The sequence below is a fragment of the Methylobacterium sp. FW306-05-D genome (genome assembly GCF_058782155.1).
Genome location: NZ_JBYSXL010000017.1, coordinates 15,587 through 37,917 on the forward strand (window position 1 = coordinate 15,587; position 22,331 = coordinate 37,917).

General features: G+C 66.8%; 16 protein-coding genes. 8 read left to right on the plus strand and 8 right to left on the minus strand.

Annotated elements, in window-relative coordinates:
• Position 1 precedes the first annotated feature (1 nt).
• From AC3WLN_RS08640 to AC3WLN_RS08650, 3 genes are read left to right on the plus strand one after another with little or no spacing between them, the layout of a single operon-like run.
• The gene (locus tag AC3WLN_RS08640) at positions 2–1,003 is read left to right on the plus strand and encodes an ATP-binding SpoIIE family protein phosphatase (RefSeq protein WP_492480610.1); all 1,002 of its coding nucleotides are present in this window, start codon (positions 2–4) and stop codon (positions 1,001–1,003) included.
• The gene (locus AC3WLN_RS08645) at positions 1,000–2,916 is read left to right on the plus strand and encodes an ATP-binding protein (protein WP_492480611.1); all 1,917 of its coding nucleotides are present in this window, start codon (positions 1,000–1,002) and stop codon (positions 2,914–2,916) included. Before AC3WLN_RS08640 ends, AC3WLN_RS08645 begins: the two co-directional genes overlap by 4 nt.
• Entirely contained in the window at positions 2,913–3,485 is a 573-nt protein-coding gene (locus AC3WLN_RS08650) for a GAF domain-containing protein (RefSeq protein WP_492480612.1), read from the plus strand. Before AC3WLN_RS08645 ends, AC3WLN_RS08650 begins: the two co-directional genes overlap by 4 nt.
• Before the next feature lie 12 nt (positions 3,486–3,497).
• Here the strand turns inward: AC3WLN_RS08650 and AC3WLN_RS08655 are convergent.
• Together AC3WLN_RS08655 and AC3WLN_RS08660 are read right to left on the minus strand one after the other, a co-directional pair.
• Positions 3,498–4,441 (minus strand): IS630 family transposase gene (locus AC3WLN_RS08655; RefSeq protein ID WP_492480613.1). Its coding sequence is split into 2 segments (ribosomal slippage): positions 3,498–4,105 and positions 4,105–4,441, totalling 945 coding nucleotides; the frame shifts between segments, so codons are not numbered across the junction.
• 220 nt (positions 4,442–4,661) lie between these two features.
• Positions 4,662–6,101, minus strand: coding sequence for an IS1182 family transposase (locus AC3WLN_RS08660; protein ID WP_492480614.1), 1,440 nt, complete (start codon positions 6,099–6,101; stop codon positions 4,662–4,664).
• A 164-nt stretch (positions 6,102–6,265) separates the two neighbouring features.
• Here AC3WLN_RS08660 and AC3WLN_RS08665 point away from each other — a divergent pair, with 164 nt between their 5' ends.
• Positions 6,266–6,457, plus strand: coding sequence for a ribbon-helix-helix domain-containing protein (locus AC3WLN_RS08665; RefSeq protein WP_492480615.1), 192 nt, complete (start codon positions 6,266–6,268; stop codon positions 6,455–6,457).
• Between the two features lie 16 nt (positions 6,458–6,473).
• Entirely contained in the window at positions 6,474–8,585 is a 2,112-nt protein-coding gene (locus AC3WLN_RS08670) for a hybrid sensor histidine kinase/response regulator (protein WP_492480616.1), read from the plus strand.
• Between the two features lie 528 nt (positions 8,586–9,113).
• Here the strand turns inward: AC3WLN_RS08670 and AC3WLN_RS08675 are convergent.
• The 5 genes from AC3WLN_RS08675 to AC3WLN_RS08695 all read right to left on the minus strand — a co-directional run bounded on the left by AC3WLN_RS08675 (position 9,114) and on the right by AC3WLN_RS08695 (position 18,526).
• Positions 9,114–11,852, minus strand: coding sequence for a PAS domain-containing protein (locus AC3WLN_RS08675; RefSeq protein ID WP_492480617.1), 2,739 nt, complete (start codon positions 11,850–11,852; stop codon positions 9,114–9,116).
• Positions 11,853–12,021: 169 nt separating this feature from the next.
• Positions 12,022–13,905, minus strand: a complete 1,884-nt coding sequence (locus tag AC3WLN_RS08680; RefSeq protein ID WP_492480618.1) for a sensor histidine kinase — start codon at positions 13,903–13,905, stop codon at positions 12,022–12,024.
• Entirely contained in the window at positions 13,883–14,029 is a 147-nt protein-coding gene (locus AC3WLN_RS08685) for a hypothetical protein (protein ID WP_492480619.1), read from the minus strand. Before AC3WLN_RS08685 ends, AC3WLN_RS08680 begins: the two co-directional genes overlap by 23 nt.
• Positions 14,030–14,244: 215 nt before the next feature.
• Positions 14,245–17,238: a response regulator gene (locus AC3WLN_RS08690; RefSeq protein WP_492480620.1), complete on the minus strand. Its 2,994-nt coding sequence runs from the start codon at positions 17,236–17,238 to the stop codon at positions 14,245–14,247.
• A gap of 298 nt (positions 17,239–17,536) precedes the next feature.
• Positions 17,537–18,526 carry a zinc-dependent alcohol dehydrogenase family protein gene (locus AC3WLN_RS08695; protein WP_492480621.1) on the minus strand — a complete coding sequence of 330 codons (990 nt, stop codon included), beginning with the start codon at positions 18,524–18,526 and terminating at the stop codon, positions 17,537–17,539.
• A 126-nt stretch (positions 18,527–18,652) separates the two neighbouring features.
• Between AC3WLN_RS08695 and AC3WLN_RS08700 the strand changes: the two genes are divergently transcribed.
• Positions 18,653–19,537: a LysR family transcriptional regulator gene (locus AC3WLN_RS08700; protein ID WP_492480622.1), complete on the plus strand. Its 885-nt coding sequence runs from the start codon at positions 18,653–18,655 to the stop codon at positions 19,535–19,537.
• Positions 19,538–19,814: 277 nt separating this feature from the next.
• Entirely contained in the window at positions 19,815–20,549 is a 735-nt protein-coding gene (locus tag AC3WLN_RS08705) for a substrate-binding domain-containing protein (RefSeq protein ID WP_492480623.1), read from the plus strand.
• A gap of 160 nt (positions 20,550–20,709) precedes the next feature.
• Here the strand turns inward: AC3WLN_RS08705 and AC3WLN_RS08710 are convergent, their stop codons facing one another.
• Positions 20,710–20,952, minus strand: coding sequence for an alpha/beta fold hydrolase (locus AC3WLN_RS08710; RefSeq protein ID WP_492480624.1), 243 nt, complete (start codon positions 20,950–20,952; stop codon positions 20,710–20,712).
• A 93-nt stretch (positions 20,953–21,045) separates the two neighbouring features.
• Between AC3WLN_RS08710 and AC3WLN_RS08715 the strand changes: the two genes are divergently transcribed.
• Positions 21,046–22,326 carry a flavin monoamine oxidase family protein gene (locus AC3WLN_RS08715; RefSeq protein ID WP_492480625.1) on the plus strand — a complete coding sequence of 427 codons (1,281 nt, stop codon included), beginning with the start codon at positions 21,046–21,048 and terminating at the stop codon, positions 22,324–22,326.
• The last annotated feature ends 5 nt before the right edge of the window (positions 22,327–22,331 follow it).

Consider the following 22,331-nt stretch of genomic DNA (forward strand, 5'->3'; position numbering starts at 1 on the left):
CATGCTTTCGGTCATGATGACGGAGGGTAGCCAGGTGGCCGAGGCGCGACGGCGCGCCGTGGCCGTTGCGCAGGGCATCGGCTTCGGTGAGACGGCGGCGGGACGCGTCGCCATCGTCGTGACCGAGCTTGCCACGAACATCGTCAAGTACGGGGTGCCCGGCGAGCTCCTGCTCGGCACCTACGAGGACGCGACCGGCACAGGCGTCGAAGTGCTCGCCATCGACAAGGGACCCGGCCTGTCCAATCCCGGCGCCTCCCTCCGGGACGGGCACTCGACCGGAGGGAGTGCGGGCACCGGGCTTGGTGCGGTTCGGCGCCTGTCGAATGCCTTCGACCTCGCTTCCTCGCCAGGCAAGGGCACGGTCGTGCTGTCGCGCATCGGCGCTTCCCCGAGCTCCCCTGGCACGACCACGGATGAACTGCCGCCGTTCGGCGCGGTGACGGTCCCGTTGCGGGGGGAGACCGCGAATGGGGACGCCTACGCGGTCCGCGAGAGATCCGGTGGCTGGACCGCCATCGTTGCGGACGGACTCGGCCACGGCCCCGAAGCCGCGAAGGCATCCGAGGAAGCGGTCCGCCTGTTCCATCGCCACCGGGACGAGGCGCCGGGCACGATCCTGGCCGCGATCCATGCGGGCCTTCGACATACCCGCGGCGGCGCCGTCTCAGTGGCTTGCTACGACCGGGACGCCGGCATCCTCACCTTCGCCGGCATCGGAAACGTGACGGGCGCAGTCGTCGCGTCCGGGATCAAGCGGACGGTCAGCCTCGCCGGGACTGCAGGGCATGTCGCCAAGCGCATCCACGAGTACCAGTACGAACTCGGGCCCGACGGGCTCTTCTTGATGTGGTCGGACGGCCTCGCCTCCGGCTGTTCGCTCGAAGCCTACCCCGGTCTTTCCGGTGCCCACCCGAGCCTCGTGGCCGGCGTGCTCTACCGGGACTTCTCCCGCCCCCGCGACGACGCCACCGTCCTTGTCGTACGGGGAGCCGCCCCATGAAATGGCGCCTCCTCACGACCTTGGTGGAGCGGGAGGAGGACATCGCATCGGTGCGCCAGCGCGTGCGGAGCCTGAGCGAGCGCCTCGGCTTCGGTCTCCAGGACCAGACACGCATCGCCACGGCCGTGTCGGAGATCGCGCGCAACGCCTACGCCTACGCCGGCGGCGGCCGCGTCGAGTACGGGGTCGACGATGCGGATGGGCGGCAATCCCTGACGGTTCGGATTGCCGACGCGGGTCCCGGCATCGCGGACCTCGAAGCGGTTCTGGAAGGGCGCTACCGGTCCCCGACAGGGCTAGGCATCGGCATCACCGGCTCGCGCCGCCTGATGGATCGCTTCGACATTGAATCGGTCACCGGAAGCGGGACCGTGGTGACCTTCGGCAAACGCATTCCGATGGACCACGACGCGTTCACGGGCACCCGTCTCGCGGCGATGGCGGAGGACGTCGCCCGCGCCCGGCTCGACGAGCCGACGACGGCCCTGCGCGAGCAGAACCGCGAGCTGATGCGAAGCCTCGCCGCCCTCGCCGAGCGCGAGGAGGAGACGCAGCGGCTCAATCGCGAGTTGAGCGAGACCAATCGGGGCGTGGTCGCCCTCTACGCGGAGCTGGATGCCCAGGCCACCCTTCTGCGGGAGGCGGGCGCGTCGTTGGAAGCCCAAGTGGTGGCGCGAACCGCCGAGCTCGCCCAGGCGAACGCTCGGCTCGTCGCCGAGGCGGCCGAGCGCGAGCGCATGGAACAGGACCTGCGCCAGTCGCAGAAGCTCGACGCCATCGGGCAGCTCACCGGCGGCGTGGCGCACGACTTCAACAACCTCCTGACCATCATCCGTTCGTCGGTCGACTTCCTGCGCCGGCCGGACCTGCCCGAGGAGCGACGTAGCCGCTACATCAACGCCGTCTCGGAGACCGTGGATCGGGCCGCCAAGCTCACCGGCCAACTTCTCGCCTTCGCGCGTCGGCAGTCGCTGAAGCCTGAGGTCTTCGACGTCGGACAGCGGCTGGCCGCGGTGGCGGACATGCTGGACACGGTGAGCGGTGCGCGTATCCGCGTCGGCATCGACGTGCCGGATTCACCCTGCTTCATCCGGGCCGATGCGAACCAGTTCGAGACCGCGTTGGTGAACATGGCGGTCAACGCCCGCGACGCCATGGACGGTGCCGGCACGCTGACCCTCCGCGTCCGGTCGGGTCAGCCGATGCCGACGATCCGCAGCCACGAAGGATCGGATGGACCCTTCGTGGCGGTTCTGCTGACCGATACCGGTTCGGGCATCCCCATCGATATCCTCGCGCATATCTTCGAGCCGTTCTTCACCACCAAGGAGGTCGGTCGTGGAACGGGCCTCGGTCTCAGCCAGGTCTTCGGGTTCGCCAAACAGTCCGGCGGCGACGTCGACGTCGACAGCCGACCCGGGCTCGGCACCACCTTCACCCTGTACCTTCCCGAGGTGCCTCCTCCCTCGGTCACGGCTCGTCCATGCGAGATCGGTCCTGACGCGTCTCCCGTGGGCCTTGGGCAACGCATCCTCGTCGTCGAGGACAATCTGGAGGTCGGCCGCTTCTGCACGCAGATCCTGGAGGACATCGGCTACCTGCCGGAATGGGTGGTGAACGCCGAGGACGCCCTGGAACGGCTGGGCGCCGACGGCGCAGGCTTCCTGGCGGTGTTCTCGGACGTGGTCATGCCGGGCATGGGTGGCCTGGAGATGGCCAAGATCCTGAGGCTTCGTCTGCCCTGGATGCCGGTGGTGCTGGCATCCGGCTACAGCCACGTCCTCGCCCGGGAGGACAGCCACGGTTTCGAACTCGTCCACAAACCCTATTCGGCCGCCCAGGTCGCCCAGGTCCTGCGACGTGTCCTCGCGCTCCCCGCTCCCATGCCCACCGATACGAAAGCCCAAGCGTGACGCAACGTCCCGACACCTCCCGGGAAGCGTTCAATCCAGAGCGCCTCGGGGCCCTCGATGAGTACGCCATCCTGGATACGTCTTCCGAGCCCGGCTACGACGCCATCGTCGTTTTGGCACGCGCGCTCTGCTCCGCGCCGGTCGCACTCGTGAGCCTGGTGGCGGGGAACCGCCAATGGTTCAAGGCGCGCTCGGGGTTCGCCGCCTGCGAGACCGACCTCGACGCCTCGGTCTGCGTCCACGTCCTCGGACAGCATGATCTGCTGGTGATACCGGACCTCAAGAACGATGCACGCACCCAGGCCAACCCCCTGGTGACCGGCGAACCGCACATCCGTTTCTACGCCGGCGCTCCCTTGCTGACGCCGACCGGCCACACGCTGGGCTCCCTCTGCGTCATCGACACGGAACCCCGGCCTTTCGGCCTCACGGAGGAACAGGCGGAATGCCTGCGTTCGCTCGCCGGTCTGGTCATGACCCAGATGGAAGCCCGGAGGGCTCTGGCGGCCCGGGACGCCGAGATCCAGGCGCTCCGGAACCAGGATTACGGTCAGCGGAGCCAGCCCTAGAGCGTTTTCGGTTTAATCTGGTTCGTATCCTGCGGCTGCGAAGAAGTTCGCGCACTCGTGGGGTGTGACGGTGTCGACGAGGCGTCCGATGGCCGACCACAAGCTCTCGACGGTGCGTTCGGCCGCCTTGCGCAGCAGTGCCTTCAGCTTCGAGAACGCCATCTCGATGGGGTTGAAGTCGGGCGAGTAGGGCGGGAGGAACAGGAGCCGCGCGCCTGCCGCCTCGATGGCCGCCCGCACGGCCGGTCCCTTGTGGCTGCCGAGGTTGTCCATGACGACGATGTCGCCGGGGGCGAGTTCGGGCACCAGGACCTGATCGACGTAGGCCTGGAAGGCGTCGCGGTAGATCGGCCCATCGAGCACGAACGGCGCGGCGATCCCGGACAGGCGCAGGCCGGCGACCAGGGTCGTGGTCTTCCAGTGACCGTGCGGGATGGGCGAGCGAAGCCGCTCGCCGCGTGGCGAACGCCCGCGGGTGCGAGCCATGTTGGTGGCCGTCCAGGTCTCGTCGAGGAAAACCAGGCGCGCGGGGTCGAGATCGGGTTGGCCCTCGAACCAGGCCTCGCGCGCCGCTTTCACGTCCGGGCGTTCCTGCTCGGCGGCGTGTGCTGTCTTTTTTTGTAGGTGAGATCGCGTGCGTCGAGGAAACTCCACAGGGTGCCGAGCCCGACCGTGAGGTCGTGCTCGTCCCGGAGCCGAGCGCGCATCTCCTCAAGGGTGACGTCGTCTTGTCCGTCGATCAGGCCGCGCAGGAACGCCTCGTGCGGGTCGAGCTTCGAGCGGCGCGCCCGCCCTTGCGGACGAGCGGCCACCGTCCCGGTCGCCGTGAGCGCGGCCATCCAGCGGATCGAAGTGGCGATGCCGACCCCGAACCGCGCAGCCGCCTGCCGGCGGGAGGTCGTTGCAGCGGCTTCCACCACCCGCTCGCGCAAATCCTGGCTGTAGGGTCGTCCCATCCGTCGCTCCTTCTCCAGAGCGATCAGTGAATCAGCCCGTCACCTCTGTGTGAACCCCGCTGCATCGACTCAGCGCGAACCGAAAACGCTCTAGGGGTCGAAATCTGACGGATGGAACCCATGCCCTGGGTCCGCTCCCGACCGAGGCTGTGTCAAAACGCATTGATCGTGGTCGCCAGCGCTGGTCGGCAGGATGATGACGGCGGCGCGGTCGACCGCTTCAGGCTCGAATGGCCTGGATGAGCCAGGTTGCGCCGAACAGGCGGATCATCCGTTTCACGTTGTAGGCGAGGATCGCGAGGCTCATCTCGGTTCGCACACCTTTTAGTCCCTTCGTTAGGAAGGGTGTGCTGCCCATCCAGGCTTTCAACGTCCCGAAGACGTGCTCGACCGTGGCGCGTCGTACCGCCATGGCGTCAGGCATGGCGTCGAGCCGCCTCTGCATGGCCTCCAGTACTGCCTCGTGCTTCCAGCGCTTGAAGCGTTTGAACTTTTCAGTCGTACAGCGCGCTCGCATCGCGCAGCCATGACAGGCGTCCAGGTTGCGGTAGTGGTCGATGTCACCGTGTCGATCGGAGCGCGCGTTGGACTTCGTCAGTACAGCGCCGGCGGGACAGACGTAGTGATCAGCCGCAGCGTCGTAGACGAAGTCGGCGCGCACGAAGAGCCCCTTCTTGGCTCGACCCGACGTGTCGGCCCGCGGCATGGCCGGCAGGATGCCCGTGCCTTCGCAGGCCAGAACCTCGTCGCCGCTGTAGTAGCCGCGATCGGCCAGGACCGTGACCTCCTCCGCGCCGATGGCCTGCTTGGCCCGACCGCCCATCGGCACGAGCTGGGTTCGGTCGTGACCCTCGTTGACGACCTCATGGGCGACGACGAGATGATGCTCGGGATCGACCGCAATCTGGACGTTGTACCCGACGATGCCGGTGCCGCGCCCGCTCGTCGCCATCGAGCGCGCGTCCGGGTCGGTCAGCGAGACCTGTCCGTCGTCCGCGGCCTCTACCTGCTCCTGCATCTCGCGCAGGAAGGCCATCTGGCGGCGTAGGGCGGCGATCTTCTCGCCAATCCGCTGCGTCCGTGCCTCGGGCACGTCGTTGACCTCCCGATCCGCCCGGTCAAGCGCCGCGAGGTAGCGGGCGATGCTGGCATCCACCTGTTCCAGGCGCTTGGCGACCTTGGCCACGGTGTAGTTGCGGTCCCGGTTGTTGACCGCCTTGAACTTCGATCCGTCCACGGCGACGGTTGCACCGGCGAAGAGCTGCAGATCCCGGCACAGCACCACGAACTGCCGGCAGGCCGCCTGGATCGCAGGCCCGTTGTCGCGCCTGAAGTTGGCGATCGTCTTGTGATCGGGAGCCAAGCGACCGGTCAGCCACATCACCTCGATGTTGCGCTGTGCCTCCCGCTCAAGCCGCCGGCTCGACGGCACCCGGTTGAGATAGCCGTAGAGGTAGAGCTTCAGAAGCGTGGCCGGATCATACGCAGGCCGCCCCGTCGCTGCGGGCTCGAAGCGGGTGAAGCTGAGGGCGCCCAGATCGAGTTCGTCGATGAAGACCTCGATCACCCGAACCGGATTGTCCGCGGTGACGTAGTCGTCCAGCGAACTGGGCAGCAACCAAGACTGCCGACGATCCTGTCCTTCGACGAACCGACCCATGCTGGCCTCCGCAGATGAGGCGGCAAGTCTATCTCAGATGGGACTTTTGACACAGCCTCGACCCATTGCAGAACTTTGGAAGGTCCGCTCTCGGGCGCTCCATCACCGCGACAAGTTCGTGACTTGTAAGGCTAGCTCTTACAGGGCACAGCCCGATCATGTCCGTGCGCAGAACCATCACCGTCTCGATCACGCAGGAGCAGGACGACCTGATCCAGACGTGCCTGCGATCAGGCCGCTTCGCGAGCACCAGCGAGGTCGTGCGCGCCGCCCTGCGCTTGCTCGACCGCGATGAGGCAGGGACCCACGAAGCTGCAAAGACACCCATGGCAGACCGTGGCAACGCTCGTGCCTGATACGATGCCGTTGACCATGCAGAAGGCCGTCCCGCCCATGATTGGCGGTGGCGCGATGGGCCGCCTCGTGCGCGAGACCGATTGGTCGGTCACGCCGCTCGGTGACTTCTCAACATGGCCGCAGTCGCTACGCTCCTCCCTATCGCTTGTGCTGAACGCCAAAGGCATCGCGGCGCTGTATTGGGGGCCGGAGCAATGGCTGCTCTACAACGACGCTTATGGAGCCGCGCTCGGCGACCGGCATCCGGCTGCGTTCGGGCGTCCGATGCCGGAGGTGCTGACCGACATCGCACCGATCCTTGGACCGCAGGTGGCGGAGGTGCTGACCACAGGTGAAGGCTTCGCCATCGAGAACCTGTCGATGGTGATGCACAGGCACGGCCGAGACGAGGAGACCACCTGGACCTACAGCTTCTCCCCCGTCCAGGGCGAGACTGGCGAGTTCGCGGGCGTGCTGCTCCTCGCCACGGAGATGACAAACCAGCACAAAGCCGAGAAGGCGCTGCAGAGCAGCGAGGCGCGCCACCGCCTTCTCTTGCAACAGATGCCCGGCTTCGTCGCTGTGCTGAACGGTCCGACGCACATCTACGAATACGTCAACGAAGCCTACGTGACGATAGCGGGTGAGCGCAGCTACCTCGGGCACGGCGTGCGTGACTTGTTCCCGGACATCGTGGGACAAGGCTTCTTTGAATTGCTAGACGGCGTATATGCGACTGGCGAGCCTTTCTCGGCCAGAGCCATCCCGATCCGCTTCGGTGACGACGACGAAGACCGCTTCATCGATCTTCTGTACCAGCCAATCCGCAACGATGACGGCGCGATCAGCGGCATATTTGTCGGCGGTTACGATGTCACCGTGCAGAACCGGGCAGCGGTCGCGTTGCGCGAACTGAACGATGCGCTCGAACAACAGGTCTCGGAGCGTGTTCAAGAACTTCGCTCGGCCGAGGAAGCGTTACGCCAATCGCAGAAGATGGAGGCGGTGGGCCAACTAACCGGCGGTTTGGCGCACGACTTCAATAACCTGCTGGCGGGCATCTCGGGTTCGCTAGAGATGATGCAGAACCGCATGCAGCAGGGCCGGTTCAACGATGTCGAGCGCTACATGGCGGTGGCGCAGGGTGCGTCGAAGCGCGCTGCCGCCTTGACCCATCGCCTCCTCGCCTTCTCGCGCCGGCAGACCCTGGACCCGAAGCCCACCGACGTGAACCGGCTCGTCGCCGGCATGCACGAGATGGTCCAGCGCACGGTCGGACCGGGCATTCCTGTCGAGGTGGTCGGCGCCTCCGGGCTCTGGCCCGCGCTGGTCGATCCCCCGCAGCTTGAGAACGCCTTGCTCAACCTCTGCATCAACGCCCGCGACGCTATGCCAGATGGGGGGCGCATCACCGTCGAGACGGCCAACAAGTGGCTCGATGAGCGCGCTTCCCGCAAACTCGATATGCCGGAAGGGCAGTACCTGTCGCTGTGCGTGACCGACACCGGCACCGGCATGGCGCCGGAGGTGGTCGCACGGGTGTTCGAGCCGTTTTTCACGACGAAGCCCATCGGGGAGGGCACCGGGCTCGGCCTCTCAATGATCTACGGCTTCGCCCAGCAGTCAGGCGGGCAGGTGCGGATCTACTCCGAGGTCGGCGAGGGAAGCACGATCTGCATCTACCTGCCGCGCCACTACGGAGAGGTCGAGGTCGATGATCCGACCGCCAAGCTCGCCATGCTGCCCCGTTCGGAGCAGGGTGAGACGGTGCTGGTGGTGGACGACGAGCCGTCCGTGCGCATGCTCGTCACCGACATCCTCGAAGATCTCGGCTACACGGCCATCGAGGCGGGTGACAGCGCGGCTGGCCTCAAGGTGCTGCAATCGAACGTGCGCATCGACCTGCTGGTCACGGACGTAGGCCTGCCCGGCGGCATGAACGGGCGCCAAATGGCCGATGCGGCTCGCGTGTCGCGGCCGGACCTGAAGGTGCTGTTCGTCACCGGCTACGCCGAGAACGCACTTCTCGGCAACGGGCACCTCGCGCCGGGGATGGCGGTCCTGACCAAGCCGTTTCCGATTGAGACCATGGCCGCACGCATCCGCTCGATGATCGAGGGCGGCAAGGAAAAGATGCGCCGATCCTAACCCACTGTCCGCTTAGAGGCGATGGGGCAGGGTCCGCTTGCCACCCGGTACGGACGTTCGGCGCAGGCACCAAGCGTCAGGTTTCTGCAACTAGCGGGCATGTGCCGGATGCGTCGGGTTTCTCACGCCGTTCCGTTTCCGCTGATCGCGTCGCAGACCTCGCCGTCCATCAGGCGCGCCTCCCGGGATGCAAGGACACTTGGATCAGCACGAAGTCATCTCCGACTCGAACATTCGACCGCCTTCCGAGGCGTCGGGGCGATGTTGCGGGTGGGCGTGCCTGACATGCCCAGGCGTCCCACGCCTGCCGACAGCTGTCGAAGGTTGTCAGCTTTCGGCCGGTCGCGATCCGATCCACGGGATTGACGCAGGTGAAGTTACCACCCCGCGCACGAGGGATGATGTTAAGGAGGCGCAAGGTGGAAATCGCGCCGTCCGCGACGGTGGGCGTCGCAATGGTGCCTCCCACCTAGGGACAAAAGGGTCACGAAAGCTCGGGGCACGGTCCGAAAAATCGCGCCTGGTCAGCTAGTGGTTGGTCGCGGGCGTATCCTCGGCCTGCAGCCCCCTGAGTGGCGCGTCGATGGTGCAGACGACGCCCGTGGCGGGATAGGACAGGTCGACCTCGCCTCCGAAGTTGCCGGCCAAGCCCCGCCCGATCAACCGCGATCCGAAGCCGGTGCAAGTCGGCGGCACCACGGCGGGACCTCCCGCCTCCGACCAGCGCAGGGCGCAATGGGACTCGTCGCCCACGTCCCGTAGCTGCCATGTGATCGACACCTGGCCGTTCGCCGTCGAGAGTGCCCCGTACTTGGCCGCGTTGGTCGCAAGCTCGTGCAGGATGAGCGACAGCGACATCGCCGCCCTGGCCCCGACGGTGAAGGTCGGTCCCTCCAACTTGAACCGGCCCTGATTGTCCTCGTGGGTCTGGAGGGCGCTTCCGATCAGGACCTCGACCGGGGCCGCTCCGACCGCTCCGCCAAGCAGCAGGTCGTGCGACCTGCTCAGCGCGATCAGCCGACCGGCCAGGACCTCCTTGGCGGTATCGAGATCGCTCGCCGTTCGCATTGTCTGGGTGGCGATGGACTGGACCATCGCCAGCATGTTCTTCATGCGATGGCTGAGTTCGAGGTTCAGTGTTTGCTGTCGTTCCTCCGCATCGATCCGGGCCAGGGCGGCCCGGGTCCGGTCCGCGATGTTGTTGGCGAAGCTGATCTCCTCGGGCTTCCAGGCATACGGGGCATCCTTCAGGGCATAGAGCAACGCCACGAACCTACCGTGCTCCATCAGCGGCAAGTTGAGCAGCGAACGCACGTGAAGGGCCGCGAGGGCGCCGGCATCGGAGGCGGTCCGAGGATCGCCCGTGACATCGTCGATGATCACGGCATGGCCGCCCTTCAGGGCCTCGATGTACGAGCCGTAGTCACGGAATCCGTGCCGGCCGCCGATGCTCGGCAACCCCGGTGCCGTCCATCCCTGGTCGATGAGGATGGTCTCACGCTCGTGGTCGACGGCACCGTAGCCGGCATGGGACAGGCCCAGCGTCCGGCCAAGAATCTCCGCCGCGACCCTCGCGATCTCGGCCGGATCGCTCGTGTTGCGCAGCCGGTCGCCGAGCTCGACGAGGGCCGTTCGCCGGTCATCCGCGCGCTTGCGGTCAGAGATATCGATGAACATTGCGGCGAAGCGCGTCTCGGTCTCGCGATAGGCACGAACTTCGAAAACGCGTCCGAGTTCGTGCACCGCGATGTCGAACACCTCCGGGATGCCGGTCTCGACCACCCGCGCGTAGGTCTCTATCGGCCAATCGGGAATGTCCGGGATGAGCTCGCGGATCGTGCGTCCCACGGTCTCGGCCGGCATGCCGGACTGTGCGGCGAAGGCCGGGTTGACCTCGACGAAGCGATAATCGAAAGGCCGGCCCTTCTCGTCGCGGATGATCTCGCCGCTGAAGAACCCTTCCTGCATGCCCTCGAACAGACCGCGCCAGCGCTTCTCACTGTCCGCGATCAACTGTTCGGAGGCCCGCTGCCGGGTGATGTCGCGCGCGACCACCAGGAGACGCTCGGGCTGGCCGTCGGCTCCCCGGATCGGGGTGACCTGCACGTCCCACCACTTCGGCGTGCCCTTGAGGGTGTCGGCTTGTGCCTGGAAGTGACCGGTGCCGCCGGACAGCGCCTCCCAGAAAGCGGACTTGGCGTCGGCCCGTGCCTGCCCATGCCAGAACCCGGTCCAGTCGCAGCCCCGCACCTGGTTGAAGTCTTCGGCCTCCATCACGGCTAGGCCGCCCTCGTTCATGAAGGTCAGCCTGGCATCAGGATCGAGCACCTGGATGCAATCGGCGGAAGAGGTCAGCACGCCCCGCATGAAGGCGGCGTCAGCCTGCTCCTTGGCGGCGGCATTCCGCTGTTCCGTGCGGTCCCGTAGGATCTTGAGGAAGCCCTCGTGGCGGCTGTCCTCGTCCCTAAGCGGCATCATCTCGCCGTTGGCCCAGAACAGCGTTCCATCCTTGCGCAGGTGCCACCGCTCGTCGGTGCCGCGCCCGTGCATGAGGGCAGAGGCCATCTCCTGCTCCGGGATGCCCGCCGAGACGTCGTCCTCCGTGAAGAAGACATGGGCCGGCTTGCCGCACATCTCCGCTTCGGACCAGCCGAGGATGCGTTCGGCGCCGGGGGACCAGCTCGTCACCATGCCTTTCAGGTCCATGGAGACGATGGCGTAATCGACTGCGCTTTCAAGGATGGCCTTGTTGCGCCGGTCGCTCTCCTTGCGCAGTCGGAGCGACCGGCGCAGTTCCAGGGTGGTGACGACCTGGTGCGCCAACGTGCGCAGCACGAACGCCTGGGCGGGCGTGAGCCTGTTTGGCTTGGTGTCGAGGACGCACAGCGCACCGAGGGCCACGCCGTCCGGGGTCTTGAGTGGAGCGCCGGCGTAGAACCGGACCTGTGGCCCCTCGGTCACCAGGGGATTGGCCGCCGTTCGTTCGTCCCGGGTCAGGTCCTCGATCTCGAAGACGTCGTCCTGTTGCACGGCGTAAGCGCAGATCGATTGGGACAGGGGTGTCTCGGACTGGCCGAAGCCCGTCTCGGCCTTGAACCATTGCCGGTCGCCGTCGAGAAGCGAGATCAGCGACACCGGCATGCCGCAGGCATCGGACGCAACCTTAACGATGTCGTCGAACTCGGACTCCGCAGGCGTGTCGAGAATGGCATAGCTGGCCATCTCGGCCTGCCTGCGCTTTTCGATCTGCTCGTCCCGACCGAACATCAATCCGCCCATCGTTCCCTTAGTGCCACTCCGGATACGAGGCCGGCTTAGGAGGGGTTTGCCCGCATTCGTCAGAGCCTACAATGTCATGCCGTCCACCAGCCCGGCCGGATCCCCATGTCATGGGACCGGACAGCGGCACGCCTCCGGTGGAAAGACCTTCGTGCGCTCAGGCCGTGCCGAATGGTCGCGTGCCGGCGACCTCGCTGAACGATGTGAAGCGGTCCGGCTCGTCGAGGGGAACGTCGAGGCTACAGCGCAGTCCCTGCGATGCGAACTCCAGCTGGACTATGCCGCCGAGCTCGCGGCTGACCCCACCCGTGATCAGGCGTGTGCCGAACCCGCGCTTGCCCGGCTCCTGCACCGGCGGCCCTCCGCTCTCCCGCCACTCCATGATAAGGCGCCTGGCGCCACTCTCGCCGGTGACGACGTCCCAGGAAACGTCGACGCGCCCCGCCTCGCTGGACAACGCGCCGTACTTGGCCGCGTTGGTGGTCAACTCGTGAACGGTCATGCCGAGCGCCAGGACGTAGCGCGGCGGCAGGTCGAGGTCGGCCCCCTCAAGAGCGAAGCAGTGCGCCTGGTCGTCCCGGAAGGGGGCGAGCTCGTTCTCCAGAACCGTGCGCAGCGAGGCGCCGCCCCAATCGTCGCGCGACAGCAGGTCGTGGGTCTTGGACAGGGAGAGGATGCGCCCTTCCAGCCGTTCGCCCCGGTCGTCGTCGCGGCGGGTCTGTCGGGCCAGCGACTGCACGGTCGTCAGGGTGTTGCGGACGCGGTGGTTCAGCTCATGCAGCATCATCGTCTGCCGCTCCTGCAGGACGTGGCTGCGGGCGACCTCGTCGCGCAACTCGCCCTCGTGCCGCTGCAGCGACGCGGCCATGGCATCGAACGCCTCGCCGAGCTGCCCGAACTCGCCGCTTCCGGAGATTCCGGTGCGTGCCCCCAACTCGCCGGCGCGCCAGGCGCTGGCCGCCGCGAGCAGGCGTCGCACGGGTCGGCGGATGAAGGCACGTCCGGCCAGGAGGGCGGCCATGATGGCCATGGCGGCACCGAGGCCGATCAGCACGATCCCGCGCCGGGTCGCGGCGTCGATGTCCGCGAAGGCGGTGGCCGGCGACAGGCCCACCGCCACGGTGATGGAATCGAGGGCGTCGGACGAGCCTCCGGCCACCGCCGTGATGCGGGTGTCGCCGAGCAAGCCGGTAAGGTCGGCCACGCCCCCACGGTGTTCCTTCAGGGCGGTCCAGAAGGTCGGTGGCAGCGGCTTGCCCGCCCATCGCTCGTGGTCCGGCAGACGGGCCAGGATCGTGCCATTCCGGTCCGCGACCGTGAGCGCCGCGTCGGGCGGCAGCCCCGCGGTGGCCTGCCGGGCCGCGAGGTAGGACAGATCGATGCTTGTGATCACCATTCCGTCGGGGCGACCGTCGCCATCGCTGTCGCCGATGGCCTGCGCGAACTGGATGGTCGGGCGGTGGGTGACCCGCCCCGTCACGACCTCCCCGACGGCGAACCCGCCGGTACGCATCGCATCCTTGAAATACGAACGGTCGGCGACCGAGTAGGACCCCGCCGGAGACCCGATTGTGTTGCATCGGATGCGCCCGTCCGCTTCGACCACGCCGAAGAAGAAGGAGCCGGGTACCTGCCCGACGACCGTGGACAGGTACGCGGTGCAGGCCCGTTCGTCCTTGCCTCGGATCTCCGGCAAGCCAGCCAGGATGCCGAGTACCTGCCTTGCCCCGCGTCCGAACTGCCCGAGGTCGGCCGCGACGCTCCGGGCCGCACGCATCGCCTCGTTCCGGACGGCCTCGGCGCGGGCGGCGCGCAGCGCGTACTCGTTGTAGCCCTGGACGGCCAATGCCGGGATGAGGGCCAGGACGACCAAGCCCACGATCCGCTTCGTCAATGACATCGAGAGCTTCGTCCTGAGCCTGGGTACCCCCGTCGCGCGTCTCGGGATCTGCTCACTGAAGTAGGCAGGGTTCCCGGGATGGCCATGGCGATCCTGCCGATCCGTGAAGGACGCGGCATCACGTGTGCTCCGCCGGCTCATTGCGCCCCTCGATCATCGAGCGGATGCGGGCGGCCATGGACTCAATCGGGAACGGTTTGATCACGACCGCCATGCCGGACGCGAGCTGGCCGTTCCCGAGCACGTTGTGTTGAGCAACGGTCACCTGTCCCCTGGCATGGCGGTCGTGACGAAGCCATTCTCAGTCCACAAGAGGGACGAGCGCATCTGCGTGAGGATTGAGAACGCGCGTTCGGCCGAACCGAGAATCCCCGGTCCCGATCCGTAGACGCGTGCCGCGCCTCAGGGCTGAGGTTCTCATGCGTCCCATTCGCCAGGAAGGACGGCGGGACGCGTCCGTTCCCGTCGACGGACCGTTCGCTATGGGACGTCACCCGAGGGGGGCGACAATAGGGGGCGCAGCAGTGCGGGGAGTTCATTGAGACCGACCTGCCCCTTTCGCAGTACGCGGTCGGCCTGCCCGGCCAATCGCCGCCGGTCCTCGCCGTCAACGTCCTTGGCGGTCAGTACGACCACCGGGATCGAGCCCCACCCGGCCTTGGCCCGCAGGGTGCTGAGGAACGTGAAGCCGTCCATCTCGGGCATCATCAGGTCGAGGAGGATCAGGCATGGCCTCTCTGCAGCGACGGCGGCAAGGCCGGCCTTGCCGTTCTCCGCCGTCGCGACCCGCCAGCCCTCACGGGACAGGCGGATCGACATCCGCTCCCGGGCGTCCGCATCGTCGTCGATGACCAACAACGGTCCCTCGTTCGCCTGGGGACGGAACCGGTCCATCACCCCGTGGAGCTCGTCCCAATCGACCGGCTTCTGAAGGTAGTCGGTGGCACCGAGGGAGAACGCGAGGTTTCGCTCGCCCAGCACCGTCACCATGATGACCGGCGTATGCCCGAGCGCAGGATCGCTCCGAAGCGCGCGCAGGACCGACCAGCCGTCCAACTGCGGCATGGTCACGTCGAGCAGGATCACGCGTGGCCTCAGTTTCCGGGCCAGGGCGAGGCCTTCCCTCCCGTCGACGGCCACGGCGACCTTGAAACCGTCGCGTTCGAGGAAGCGCGCGACGAGGTCGCGCGTCGCTGGGTCGTCGTCCACCACGAGGACCATGCTGTCCGTGGACAGGACATCGCCCGCCTGCGGCTCACCGGCTTCCGCGGCTGCTAAGGCGGCGTCATCGGCGGCGGTCCCAGCGAGGAATGCGGGCATCCGCAGCGTGAAGGAGGTGCCGTGGCCCTCTTCGCTCGCGACCGAGATGTCGCCTCCCAGCATGGACGCGAACGCGCGGGTGATGGACAGGCCGAGGCCCGTGCCGCCGAACTTCCGCGTGGTCGAGGCGTCGGCCTGGGTGAAGCGCTCGAACAATCGCGCCTGCTGCTCCGGGCTCATGCCGATGCCGGTGTCGCTCACCCGGAACGTCAGCCACCCGGTTCCCTCTCGCTGCTCTCGCATCGCAGACAGGGTGATCCGCCCGCCTTCCGTGAACTTTGCGGCGTTGCTCAGGAGGTTGATCAGGCACTGGCGGAGCTTGGTCACGTCGGAGTGCGCCTCGCCCAGGTCGGCGGCGAGTTCCAGGGTCAGGACGTTGTCCTTCCCGGCGACGAGCGATTCCACCGTCGAAGCCACATCGCGGATCACGGAATCGAGCGCAAAATCCTCGACGTAGGTCTCCATTTTCTCGGCCTCGATCTTCGATAGGTCGAGGACGTCGTTGATGAGCCCGAGAAGGTGGCGCGCGTTCGCCTCGATCTTGCGCATGTCGGGCAGCAGGCCTTCGATGCCCGCGTCCTCCATCTCCTCCTGAAGCATTTCGGAATAGCCGATCACGGCCGCCAACGGGGTACGGAGTTCATGGCTCATATTGGCGAGGAATTCGCTCTTGGCCCGGTTGGCCCCTTCGGCGGCTTCCTTCGCGGCCGCGAGTTGAAGCTGATCCCGCTTGCGTCCGTCGATGTCGGTGACCACAACCACCGCGCCGACGTGGCGACCATCGACGTCCAACATCGGCGCGGCAGAGAACCCTACCCAGGCGCGGGTGCCGTCGCCGCGCTGGTAGTCGACCTCAAGCTCCGCGCGTGGCTCGCCGTCCCTGGCGACCCTGAGGAGCGGCCACTCGTCGGCATGGACGTCGCGGCCATCCGCGTGGAAGGCGATCCATCGTGCCGGACCCGTCCCCGATGCATCGGGCAACACATCATGACCGAGGATGGCCTTGGCGCGGGCGTTGTGTCCGACGATGCGGCCGGAGGGAGCCTCCGCGATCAGCACGCCGACCGGCAGCGTTTCCATTACCGTGCGCAGGGTGGCCTCGCCGGCCCGGATGCCGCGTCGCGCCTCGGCTTCGCCGGCCTCCGCCAACCCTGCGGGGATCGTACTGGCGAACAGGGTTGCCGTGCGAAGGTCCCGCCCCGAAAATGCGTCCGGACGACCTGATTGGAGCTTGAGGACGCCGATGGCGGTATCCCCTCGATAGACCGGAACGTAGATGGCCGAACGCATCCCGAGGGTGGCGATGGCATCCCGGTTGACGCGGGGGTCGAGCAACACGTCCGGGCATAGGACCGGCTTGCCGGTGGTGAGGCAGTGACCCGAGAGGCTACCCTGCAAGGGCAGCCTGCGACCGACATGCTCGGCGAGCGACCCACGTCCCGAGCGGTAGACGAGTTCATCTCCCTCGCGCAGTTCGATGCCACCGCCATCGGCCTCGGGGATGGCATCCATGGCGCCAGCCACCAGCGCATCGAGGATGGCGTCCCGGCGGCCGGCCGCCCTGGTCACAGCGGCCTGGGTCGCGATCAGGGCGTTCTGCTGGGCGATCAGCGATGCCTGGCCCGACAGGATGCGCTCGCGCTCGGACACGGAGCGGCGCAGGTCCATCTGGGACATCACCTGCCCGGCGAGCGCCCGAAGGGCGACGGCCTGCCGGTCCGTGAGCCCCTCAGGGCGGGGCGCGAGGTCGATCACGCAGAGGCTCCCGATCCGCTTGCCTCCTGCCGCCTGCATGGGCGCGCCGGCGTAGAACCGCAGGTACGGCTCCCCGGTGACGAGGGGATTGTTCCGGGTGCGTGGGTCCAGCGCCAGGTCCGGGATGACTAGCAAGTCCGGCGAGCCCAGGACGTGGGCGCATACCGACTTGTCGAGAGAGGTCTCGCAGGGCGCGAAGCCCGAGCGGGCCTTGAACCATTGCCGGTCGCCCGCGACCAGGCTGACCAGCGCGACCGGGGCTTCGCACGTCATGCGCGCCAACTCGACGATGTCGTCGAACCCCTTCTCGGGAGGCGTATCAAGGATGTCGTAATCCCGCAGTGCATCGAGGCGCCTGGGGTCGGCGACCTCCGCGGGGAGCGAGCTCGTATCGGTCAATGGGGGTTCTCCGGCGAGGGGCTTTGGCCGCGCCTCTGCGTCCCGCATGCCGGCGGACCACGAATGCCGGGGACTTTCGACAACCCCGTGGCGCCTTCGTGGTTGCCTGGGCCTGGGATCGCACCGGTTTGACCAACTGTGGGCTCTGGACCGACGTCCCGCGGGCGGGTTTCCACCCAACCCGGTCGTAAAGCGGACGGACGGGCCCCGATCCAACCTCGCCGGAACGCAGGGGGCATCCGGTTTCCGTAAGTGGACGCTCCCCCATCGGCGGGCGGGCTGAGCCCTCGTGCTGCGGCTAGACCGTGACCACGATCTTTCCGATCTGCTCGTTGCTCTCCATGAACCGGTGCGCCTCGACGATGTCATCGAGGTTGAAGGTTTTGGCGATGACCGGCTTGAGTGCCCCCGAAGCGAGGCCCTCGACGATGTACGCCTTCGCCTTCTTCAGGCGATCCGGGTTCTTGGTGATCTCGAAGAGTTGGTAGCCGCGTACGGTCAGGTTCTTGCCGAGCAGCGAGAGGACCGGGATCGTGATGGGCGTGGTGTCGAGCGCGCCGTACTGGAAGAAGATCCCGAGGGTACTTAAGGCTTCAAGGATCTTACCGACCTCCGGTCCGCCGACCGGGTCGAAGGCGACACGGGCGCCCTTGCCGTCCGTGATCCGCATCACCTCGGCGACTAGGTCCTGCTCCTCCGTTGCGATGACGTGGGCGGCGCCATGGGCCAGGAGCTCGTCACGCTTGCTGCTGCGCCGGGTCAACGCAACGGGAATGGCGCCGAGGGCCTTTGTGATCTGGATCGCGGCGAGCCCGACGCTGCTGGACGCGGCGCGGATCAGCACCGTCTCGCCGGCCTTGACGTCGGCGATGTCGACCAAGGCGCCGTAGGCAGTCGTGAACATCATCCAGGCGGCGGCCGCCTCCTCCCAGGACAGCGTGTCCGGGTGCTTCACGACACCAATGGCCGGTGCGTTCACGAGTTCACCGTGGAGGCCATACTCCCCCAGCATGAAGCAGGGGACCACGCTGACGGCATCGCCGATTGCAAAGCCCTGGATCTCCGGTCCAAGTGCCTCGACGGTGCCCGCGGCCTCGTACCCGAGGATGGCCGGAAAGGTCGGCTCGGTGACGTACTGGCCGGTCCGGAACATCACCTCGGCGCGGTTCAGCCCCATCGCCTTGACCCTGATCTGGACCTCGCCGGCCTTCGGCGCCGGTACCGTGACGTCCTCGACCTTAAGGACATCGGGTGCGCCGATCTCATGGAATCGTACGATGCGCGTCATGGGCTGTTTCCTGTCGCCGATGCCATTCCCTCGCATCGGGAATGGGCTGGTGTCTCGAACCTAGGGGTGGGAGACTGTTGCGATAACCTGCTAGTTTCTGCGCGCGGTGCTGAATGAGACAGAACAATGCGTGCGGCGGAATTCGGCGAGATGTCGACCTTCCTGGCGGTTGCCAAGCATCGCAGCTTCCGGAAGGCCGCGACGGAGCGCGGCGTCGCTTCCTCGGCGGTCAGCCATGCCATCCGCAGCCTTGAGGAGCGCATCGGCGTTCGATTGCTCCAGCGCACGACCCGGTCCGTCGCCCTGACCGACGCGGGCGAACGCTTCCTCGCCGAACTTTCGCCCGCCTTCGAGCAGATCGCGAGAGCCCAGGAGAGCCTGAACACCTTCCGCGAGACGCCGTTCGGCACCGTCAGGATCAACCTGCCGACCTCGATTGCCCCTTTCCTGCTGCGCGACGTCATTGTCCCGCTGATCGAGAAGAACCCAGGCCTGAAGCTCGACGTCGTGGCGACTGACCGCCTGATCGACATCGTCGAGGAAGGTTTTGACGCTGGCATCCGGTTCGGCGAGGTCCTGTCCCGGGACATGGTCGCCGTCAGGATCGGGCCGGTTCAGAGGCTCGTCGTGGTGGGCTCGCCGGATTACCTGAGCAAGAACCCGCGTCCGGAGCACCCGCGCGATCTCGCTCGGCACACCGGCATCCGGTACCGCTTCCCCAGCGGCAAGATGTTCAACTGGCGGTTCGAGCGGGGGGGCGAGGCTATCGAGGTCGAAGTCGACGGCCCGATCACCCTCGATGACCAGGGCCTGATGATCGAGGTGGCCACCAAGGGAGGGGGCCTGGCCTACGTTTGGGAGGATCGCGCCAGGCCGTACCTCGATGCCGGGACGCTAGTCCTGTGTTTAGAGGATTGGTGCCCAGTGAAGGGCGACCTGTTCCTCTACTATCCGAGCCGGCGGCATGTCTCCGGAGGTCTCAGGGTCCTAGTTGATCGCATGAGGATCTGATGTCGAGGACGGAATGAACTGAGGAGGCCGGGGATGCGTGAGATGGTGGTCGCTTCGGCGAAGATCTTACCGAAAGTGGACTGGCTAAAATCCACCCTGAGTGGTCATCCCGCTTCCGACTCAACCAGGCTGCGTCGAACGCGTGTCCCCGCCTCCCGAAACCGGCCATGCCCCGGATACGCATTGGTCCCGGCTTGGGGTGGCAAGCAGATCCATCAAACGCTACCGAGGATGCTGCTGGTGGCCATTCCGCCTCTTACTGAACGACGCCCACACCATGACCTCGCCGAGCGATAGCAGACCTACGGTTACCGTTCTGATCTCCGGAGGCTTCGAGCTAGCCTATCGAAAGGCGATCCCGGACTTCGAGCAGGAGACAGGCATCAGAATTGAGACGCGGTCGGGGGCCTCGCAAGGAACTGGCCCGAAGACGATACGCTACCAGCTTGACCATGGTGCCGAGGTCGATGTCGTCATCCTGTCCAACGAAGGGCTTCATGAACTCATCGACGCGAACCTGATCGCCGAGGGCTCGATTGCCGAGCTTGCGACCGCTCCCCTTGCGGCTGCCGTGCAGACGGGCGCGCCGAGGTCCGATGTCAGTTCAGTTGCGGCGCTCACCCAGACCTTACTGGATGCCCGCCTCGTCGTGATGCCGGGCAGCACCAGTGGCCTCTTCATCCAGAGGGAAATCCTTCCAGCGCTCGGCGTCGCCGACAAAGTTCGTTTGAAGGTCTATCCACGAGGAACGGACTCTGCCGCCGCGCTGGCAGCAGGCGAGGCTGATCTTGCGTTGGGTCCCATCAGCGAACTCGTCAATATTCCTGGCGTCGAGCCGGTTGGGGTTCTTCCTGACGAGGTTCAACTCGTCCAAACGTTCAGCGCAGCAATGAGGGCGACGGCCAAAAACCCGGATCTGGCGAAACGGCTGATTGCTTTTCTACAGTCCGACAAGGCCGAAGCCGCAGTGAGACAAGTCGGGATGGAGCCGCTCCGGTCAGGTCTTGGATAGCCTGCCTAGGATGCTGAGTCGTCTGCTTCGATGCTTATGCCCTTCAAGAGCCTACGGGCAAAAAACACCCAACCCGGTCCTTTAGCGGACGGACGGGTCCCGACCCAACATGGTCGTTCGGCCGGACGCTTCCGTCGCCCGTAAGCGGACATAACCCTTCCTACAGGAAATCCGTGATGGCGCTGACGAGCGCCTTGGCGTTCTCCTCTGGCACCCAATGGTTGGCCCGTTCGATAGTCCGGAAGGTCACATCCTTCGCCACCTCTCGCATCATTCCTTCAGTGAAAGGTGCGAACGCGCTGGCCGCTCCGGGGAGTGCAAGTACCAGCATCGTCAGCTTTCCGCCCCGCTTGAGGTCGTCCCTGTTGCGTTCCACGTCCACCGGGAAGGCGCGATAGAGCACGAAATCCGCCCGTATCGCGCCGGGTCGGGAAAAGGCCCGGACATATCGCTCACGAACCTTGGAAGCTGTGTTGGCGGACCTCACCTTTATCCCATGGGCAGCGCGTTCGACGTCATCATCGTAGGGGGAGGTGCCGCGGGCATCGGTGCCGCCCGGCAGCTTGCGGCCCATGGGTCATCAGCTCTGCTTCTTGAGGCGTCGTCGCGCCTTGGCGGCCGCGCGCACACGCAGGAAATCGATGGGTACCCGCTCGACCTCGGGTGCGAATGGCTCCATTCGGGCGACCGCAATGCCTGGGTCGGCATTGCCGAAACGTTGGGCTTCCCGGTCGACCGAGGCGAGCCGCCTTGGGCCAAGGCTCACCCCGGCATCACCCAGGACGAAGGCGCCCAGGAGGCAGCGCAAAAGGCGTACGGCGACTGGGAAGAGCGGCTCCGCCTGGTCGCGGCAAGTAGTGACCAAGCCAGCGATGCGCTTGAGCCCGGCGGCACCTGGAACGCCTACGTGCGAGCCATCGCCGGGTTCATGAGCGGCGTTGGCCCCGAGGCGATCTCCGCCGCCGACTACCTGGCCTACGACGACGCCTCGACCGGCCGGAACTGGCATTTGCCGCTCGGCTACGGCACGCTGGTCGCCGCCAGCCTGCCGTCCTCGACGACGCTGCGCCTCGCCACCCCCGCCGAGCGGGTCGATCTGACGGCGGACGGCGTCGCCGTCACCACCCGCGCCGGCATCGTCCGCGCGGGGGCCGCCATCCTCACCGTCTCGACCGCGGTCCTGGCGGACGACGCGATCCGCCTTCCCTCCGGGGTCGACCCGTGGCGCGAGGCGGCCGCCGCCCTGCCGCTTGGTCGCAACGAGAAGGTCTTCCTGGAGATCGGGCGCGAGGCCGCGTTCGGGCCGGACTCGCATGCCTACGGCAATCTCCACGACTCAAGGGCTGCCGCGTACTCGATTAGACCCAACGGATGGCCGGTGATCGAGGCCTTCCTCGGGGGCGATGGCGCCCGCATCGTGGAGGAGGAAGGCCCAGCCGCCGGCTTCGCCTTCGTCTCGGCGGAGTTGGCCGCCCTGTTCGGCAGCGACGTAGCCTCGGCGATCCGGCCGTTCGCGGCGACGTCGTGGAGCCGGATGGCCTCCATTGGGGGTGCGTATAGCTGCGCGCTGCCGGGCCGATCCGGTGCGCGGGCACAGCTGGCCCGGCCCTTCGAGGACCGGCTTTTCTTCGCGGGCGAGGCGACCCACCCCTTCGACTTCACGACCGCCCATGGGGCCCACGATAGCGGGCAAAGGGCTGCCGACGAGGCGATGGCGGCGCTTCGGGACAGGCACGGCCTGGGGCTGCGAGGCCCTCTCGCCGCTACGGGAACGTGAGCGGC